Annotated in this window: 6 protein-coding genes; 3 read left to right on the plus strand and 3 right to left on the minus strand. The window is 69.1% G+C overall.

Going from position 1 to position 4,875, the window contains the following annotated elements; genetic code table 11:
- Positions 1-131: 131 nt before the first annotated feature.
- The gene (locus WAA21_RS17805) at positions 132-737 is read right to left on the minus strand and encodes a phosphatidic acid phosphatase (RefSeq protein WP_336924197.1); all 606 of its coding nucleotides are present in this window, start codon (positions 735-737) and stop codon (positions 132-134) included.
- Positions 734-1,207, minus strand: coding sequence for a DUF6545 domain-containing protein (locus tag WAA21_RS17810; RefSeq protein ID WP_336924198.1), 474 nt, complete (start codon positions 1,205-1,207; stop codon positions 734-736). The genes WAA21_RS17805 and WAA21_RS17810 overlap by 4 nt, the downstream gene beginning before the upstream one ends.
- Positions 1,208-1,263: 56 nt before the next feature.
- Here WAA21_RS17810 and WAA21_RS17815 point away from each other — a divergent pair.
- Positions 1,264-2,432 (plus strand): IS3 family transposase gene (locus WAA21_RS17815; RefSeq protein ID WP_336924199.1). Its coding sequence is split into 2 segments (ribosomal slippage): positions 1,264-1,542 and positions 1,545-2,432, totalling 1,167 coding nucleotides; the frame shifts between segments, so codons are not numbered across the junction.
- A gap of 13 nt (positions 2,433-2,445) precedes the next feature.
- Here WAA21_RS17815 and WAA21_RS17820 read toward each other — a convergent pair.
- Entirely contained in the window at positions 2,446-2,820 is a 375-nt protein-coding gene (locus WAA21_RS17820; RefSeq protein ID WP_336924200.1) for a hypothetical protein, read from the minus strand.
- 278 nt (positions 2,821-3,098) lie between these two features.
- Here WAA21_RS17820 and WAA21_RS17825 point away from each other — a divergent pair, with 278 nt between their 5' ends.
- Complete coding sequence (locus WAA21_RS17825; RefSeq protein ID WP_336924201.1) at positions 3,099-3,392, plus strand: DUF4287 domain-containing protein; 294 nt, start codon at positions 3,099-3,101, stop codon at positions 3,390-3,392.
- 164 nt (positions 3,393-3,556) lie between these two features.
- Complete coding sequence (locus tag WAA21_RS17830) at positions 3,557-4,060, plus strand: hypothetical protein (protein ID WP_336924202.1); 504 nt, start codon at positions 3,557-3,559, stop codon at positions 4,058-4,060.
- Positions 4,061-4,875: the final 815 nt, after the last annotated feature.

Consider the following 4,875-nt stretch of genomic DNA (forward strand, 5'->3'; position numbering starts at 1 on the left):
GGCACCATCAGCCTGATCGCAGAGCAGCACGCGACGACCTACACCACGCCACGGGGCTCAATCGGACGCCGCGCTTCTTCCGGTCCAACGTGCACGACGGCGAAGAAGCGATGTGCCGATGCCGGCCAGCACTAGCGCACTGTCACAAAGACAAGTCCTGCTACTAGTGCGCCGACGCCGGCACCAGCCGTCACCTGGGCGATCGTGTGGTCCCTCAGGACCACGCGCGCCCAGCCCGTGGCCACGACCAGCGGCCAGGCAAATACAGTCAGCCACCCGAGCGTCAGCGTCAGGATGACAACCGTGCCCGCGGCGACCCCTGTGTGGATCGAGATCTGCCAGACCGCAGTGATCGCCACCGTGACGAGCAGTCCCGTCAGCATGGCCATCACTAGCGCGAGGAGATCGCACGGAGCGTCCTCGAGGAGCACTAGGAGGGCGAGCCCGGTGATCACGGAGAGGACACCGAAGCCGAGCGGCAGGAAGCGCTGACTCCGCTGCCTCACGTGTCGGTCGCCGACCCGCCCGCTCCGCACCGCCCTCAGCAGGAACGCGTACGGGATGACGCCCGTGAAGAGTGCAGCCAGACATCCGTAGGCGAACCCGCTCAGCCCGTCCGCTCGGGCACCCACGACCGGCGGCAGGACGATGGCGAGGTGAGCCGGAGAGAACACCTCGGTCAATAGGCGGGCGGCGCGCTGACGACGGGTCGTCGGCTCGGTGTCGACGACGCTCACGAGCGCAAACGTCCCGCCACCGAGTCGACCCGCTCGGCTCGGACCGCTGCGACGACCGGTCGAGCGGCGCGACGCGCGGCGTCCACAGCCCGCAACCGGTACACGTCCTGTAGAGCCGTGAGGTCGGCAGCAGGGCGCCCTCGTGATGACGCGGGGACGGCACCGGACGCGCGGGCAGCAACGGCGAGCTCCAGGAGCGCTCGCTCCGCGACCGCCGATCGCATCCGCTCGGGCACCGTCCGCGCGACGTGGCGTGTGACTGCAACCTCATCAGCGGGCGTCACGTACTGGTCGAGCACCAGCATGCCGTCGAGGATCTCCATCAGTCGGCGGTAGAGGAGCAACTCCGCTTCGTGCTGGCCAGTCAGACGGCCGGAGTCGTCGTCATTCGCTCCGTCGGCCAGCGCACGCTCGAGCGAGACCTCTGGGGCGGCTGCCGTGACTTCCAGCCACAGCCGGGACTGCTGCACGGATAGGTGACACCTGACCTGTGGTGCCTGAGGGTGCCGCTGGAAGGATCACCACCGTGCCCAAGCCCCACCCCAAGGAGTTCCGCGACGACGTGATCGCGGTCGCCCGCCGTGGCGAGGCGCCGCTGTCGAAGATCGCGAAGGACTTCGGAATCAGCGAGTCGTGCCTGCGGAACTGGGTGCATGCCGCCGACGTCGAGGACGGCCGCCGCGACGGACCCACCCGCTCAGAGTCCGCCGAGCTGCGAGAGGCCAACCGGCGGATCCGGCTGCTCGAGCAGGAGAACGAGGTCCTCCGCCGCGCCGCGGCCTACCTGAGCCAGGCGAACCTGCCGGGAAAAGGCTCTACCCGCTCGTGAGAGAGCTCGCCCGCGACGGGATCCCCGTCGCCCTCACGTGCCGGGTCCTGAACATCGCCCGACAGCCGTACTACCGCTGGCTCGCCGCCCCTGTCCCTCGCTCGGAGGTCGAGCGGGCCTACCTCGCCGACGCCGTGTTCGACGCCCACCGCGACGACCCCGAGTACGGCTACCGGCTCCTCGCCGACGAGGCCCGCGAAGCCGGCCACGACCGCTGCGACCGGACGGTCTGGCGGGTCTGCCGGGACAACAGATGGTGGTCGGCGTTCGGGAAGAAGCGCGGCGCCAACGGCAAGAAGCCCGGCCCACCAGCCCACGACGACCTCGTCCAGCGGCACTTCGTCGCGGCAGCGCCGAACACGCTCTGGCTGACTGACATCACGGAGCACTGGACCGGCGAGGGCAAGCTCTACCTCTGCGCGATCAAGGACGTCTACTCCGGTCGGATCGTGGGCTACTCCATGGCCGACCGTATGAAGTCCCGTCTCGCGGTCGACGCCCTCAGCAGCGCGGTCGCCCGCCGCGGTGGGGATGCAGCGGTGGCCGGCTGCATCGTCCACTCGGACCGAGGCTCGCAGTTCCGGTCCCGGCGCTTCCTGGCCGAGCTACGACACCACGACCTCGTCGGCTCGATGGGCCAGGTCGCCTCCGCTGGTGACAACGCCGCCATGGAGTCCTTTTTCGCGCTGCTGCAGAAGAACGTCCTCGACCGGCGCCGATGGGCCTCCCGGAGCGAACTCCGCATCGCGATCGTCACCTGGATCGAACGGACCTACCACCGCCGCCGACGCCAGGCCCGACTCGGCCGCCTGACCCCCATCGAGTACGAGACCATCAACGCCCCTCAGGTAGCACTCGCCGCCTGAGACCGACTGTCACCTACTCGTGCAGCAGTCCCCACGGCACCTGGCGGGCGCGGAACCCGCCGAAGCGCCCTCGTGCGGGAGTCGGGGCGAACCTCAGGCCGTCAGGACCGGTCGACACGTCCACGACATCATCGAAGAGCCAGCTCGCCCAGTTGCCTCCCATGAGGTGCATCGCCCCGACGTACAACCGTCCACGCACCGTCGTGTGCCCGTGCGCGGACAGGACTGCCTGCCTGCGACCAGCAGCCTTCCTGCCAGCGACCTGCACGACTGCGACGACCAACACCACGCCCACCAGCGAAAGACCCGCCACCCAGTTCCCCACCGCAACCGCGACGATGCCCGCCGCGACGATGAGGCCGGTGAAGCCACCGAACTGCTTGAGCACGGCTAGTAGACGTCCCACCACAGAAGCATGCCTGGTCTTGACGACGGAGTCTGCTCGGTCCGAGGACGTCAGGTGTCCACCATCAGGCGAGTCCATGACCCATCGGTCACTTGCACGCTCCGCATGCCGATCCCCTGCGGGACGGCCACCAACCTCCTGCCGCCACTCGTCGCGCCACGTCCGCCCTCGCCGGCGGCCGGTCGGCTGTCGGGACGGGCACCGATGAAATGCAGCGTCCGGGCCGGTCAGTGCTCGTACACCTCACCGATGGAGGAGCGATGTCCTACCAGGCGTACCTCGACGCGATCGAGACCAAGAGCGGGAAGACGCCTCGCGAGCTACTCGAGCTGGCGGCCGCGCGAGGCTTCGGCCCCACCACCAAGGCGGGCGAGGTCGTCACCTGGCTGAAGGAGGACTACGGCATCGGCCGCGGACACGCGATGGCGTTCCACGGCGTGCTGAAGAACGGCGCCACCATCAGCGACAAGCACGTGGGGTCTGCCGGAAGCCACAGTGATCCTTCCACCGAGCTGCGTCTCGACGGCATCGCGGCCCGAGGCACCGATTCCTGATGTCGGTACCCGGGAGGCGGTGACTGCGTCGCCCAGCCTCTGAGGCCGCGACGGAGCGTCGGCTCCGCGTCTGTCGGCTGTCGGCGGGGCCCGCCCCTCCACCACGATCGGTTGCCGATCGTCCGTTGGGAATAGCCTCCTACCTTGGTGACACGATAAGCCGCGTGAGCGACGCGAGCACCACCTTGAGCTGCGGCGGCTGCGGGGCTGGTCTTCCCTCCTCCGAGGTCATCCGGCCCCCTGAGCCCCGCACGCCCTGCTCGTCCTGCGGCTCGCTAGCCCGGCAAGTAGGCGTGCTGCTGCATGAGACCGTTGCCCTGCGCGACGGCGTTGGCTACAAGGCGAAACACGCGGGGGACCGCAAGCCGTATCGCGAGGCGTTCGACCACCCGGAGACACAGCGGTCGACGGGCGCGCTGACCCGACACAAGCGGCTCATCGACCGCCAGAACGACCGCTATTTCGAGCGCGTGGTCGAGGAAGGCACGGGGCGCGTGGTGCACGAGACCGACCATCCGCTGACCGAGCACAGGGGGCACGGGTCCGACCGTGGGCCGCGCAACAGCCCGCCGCCGCAGGTGACAACACCTGACGCCTCGCCACCCGCCGGGCGTGACGGTGCCGCGCACGGCAAGGTCGCGACGGACTACGAGCTGGACAAGCCGTAGGACCTATTTGCCAACGGGGATCCCCCCGTTGCATGCCGCAGTCAGGCGTTAGCCACCTTCATGGTGCGCCTCCAGAACGCCCGGCATGGACCGCACGTCAGCTCCTCGAGCACGGCGTCGAAGGGCACGCCGGTCACTCGAGTCCCTGCACCGCCCGTGCAGGCCAGGACCTGTCGGTTGGCGATGTCCACCACGAGGTGCATCGGACTATCCCCGTTGCGACCCCAGCGCTCGGACGTGCCCACTGTCACCTGCATGTCACCAAGGTGCTGTGCTGGACCGTTCTGTGCCTGGTCCTCCCCGGCCCACCACCCGAGCGGACCTGCCCGGCGGTAATGCCCCAATCTTCGGCTCCTCGCCGTGCGCCAGGTACCGCTGGACCATCGCTATCCGGTCACCGCCCCACTGACGACGCCGCCTCGGCACCTTGCAGGAGTCGTTGTTCACGCCACGGACGCCGTCGTGGAGTCCCTCGAGGGGGCAGGTGTCGCACTCAGCACCCGGCCCCACGACGGCGCCTCTTCGCCCTCAGTCGTCGGCCTCGCCGGCGCCCGCAGGCCATGGCCGCACTGCGAGCGAAGACCCCTTGGGACCCGCTGAGAGCGGTACGGCTCAGGCACAGGTCAGGCACAACCAGCCGTATACGGCTGCTGACGGCCGCTCACGGCCGGACACGAGCGGGGCCGCGACCACTCGGCTAGCGACGACATCGATGCAGGTCAGACCGACAAAACCCCTGGTGCGGAGGGCGTGGTGTGTGGGCTCAGGACATCCCGGACGGATGTCTCAGGTGATCCCGGACTGCTGTCTCACGA

Source organism: Aquipuribacter sp. SD81 (genome assembly GCF_037153975.1).
Classification (GTDB): domain Bacteria; phylum Actinomycetota; class Actinomycetes; order Actinomycetales; family JBBAYJ01; genus Aquipuribacter.